General features: G+C 36.6%; 2 protein-coding genes. One reads left to right on the forward strand and one right to left on the reverse strand.

Annotation, left to right across the window (positions count from 1 at the left end; all coding sequences use genetic code 11):
• The first annotated feature begins 92 nt into the window (after positions 1-92).
• Positions 93-704: a hypothetical protein gene (locus BUA75_RS15360; RefSeq protein ID WP_072875520.1), complete on the forward strand. Its 612-nt coding sequence runs from the start codon at positions 93-95 to the stop codon at positions 702-704.
• A 61-nt stretch (positions 705-765) separates the two neighbouring features.
• On the opposite strand, the gene BUA75_RS15365 is transcribed toward BUA75_RS15360, so the two are convergent.
• On the reverse strand, positions 766-1404 hold a 639-nt coding region (locus BUA75_RS15365), incomplete at its 5' end, for a hypothetical protein (protein WP_207549797.1).

Genomic DNA, 1404 nt, shown 5'->3' on the forward strand with positions numbered 1-1404 from the left:
CAAGTCGAAGTGCTTTTAAAGAGTAGAGGAGCAAAACGAAAGCCCCTCACCACTCCGGCCGGGTGGAATTCATAAACTTGGAGGAGATTTAAATGACAACTTTTCAAGAAGTATGTGGAACGGAATCAGGGTTTTTAAATAATTCTGAGGTCATTAGTTGGGCACAACAAGAATCTAACCTTGCATATATTCCTGTTGCACTCATTTTAACTCAATGGATATATGAAGGAGCCTGGGATTGTAAGTCTATTGCCGTCAACTGCAATAATCCAGGCAATGCAAATTCAGGGTACTTTTCAAATTCAAGTTGTATAACTACCTATGCGGCGGCTGATTGTTCGTATGCGCCTGGTTATGCTGGAAGCGATACGGGGTTAAATGGTGCACTCATGAACGGTGATATCTACAATGCCGCTTATTGTGAAGTTTCTAATATGTATTTTACAGCTTCGCTGACACCGGGGGGACTAGAACTATATAATTATGCTTCTCAATATGGATGGGACGTTCTGTCAAATGGAATGTACAATGCTCTATACCAGTTGGGAGACTATACGCCAGTTTGGGCTACGAGTAAATATACTACAAATAATCTATTCGGAAGCGAAAGCAACCCGTACCCTTCAACAGTTTCCGGAAGTGGATTAGTCTACCTTATTCAAGTACATGGGTTACAAGAGTATGACTACGTATATAGTGGCTAAAAATATATAACAATAGGGGATACTATTTGGAATCTTGAATGAACCCAAATAGTATCTCTTATTATTTTTGAGATTCCTTAGTTTTTGATTGGAGATAGGTAGGATTGGTGAATTGAAAAGAATCTAAAACATATGAAGCTAATTTTTTATAATCAGGTTTGTTGGGAATAATAATAGATAATTCAGCTCTTGTATACTCACCATAATCTGATTTAGTAATTTCTAAAACATTATTTTTTTCAAGTTGATATTCAAGCAATGTAAATCCATAGGAAGTTTTGAATGGTTTATATAAAAGGACATTCTCGCTTTTTTTGGGCTCATAATCTTTTAAAGACTGATAGGATACGGGTACAACATTGTAACCACCTACAGCTAAAATCAATGCATCGTGAGATACATTATTCCAACCTAAATCATTAGAGAATGATTTTGATATAAATTTTGTAGCTTCTAAACCATCTCTATCCGTTGGTTGCGCTCCAATTTTCCAGCCATTATTATCAGGGAAATCGATTGAAAAACCATATGCCTGATTATGATAGAATTTATATTTGAATTTTGGATAATGAATATTCTTCACTTGTTGATGATTGGTTAAAGAATTATCAATGCTCTTTACATCGCTAAAGCTTGGATGAGTCCCACACCCGGTCACGGTCAAACATGTTAACGCAAGCATAGACGCAGTCAGTCCCCA

It is taken from the genome of Alicyclobacillus tolerans (assembly GCF_900142255.1).
Classification (GTDB): Bacteria; Bacillota; Bacilli; order Alicyclobacillales; family Alicyclobacillaceae; genus Alicyclobacillus_I; species Alicyclobacillus_I tolerans.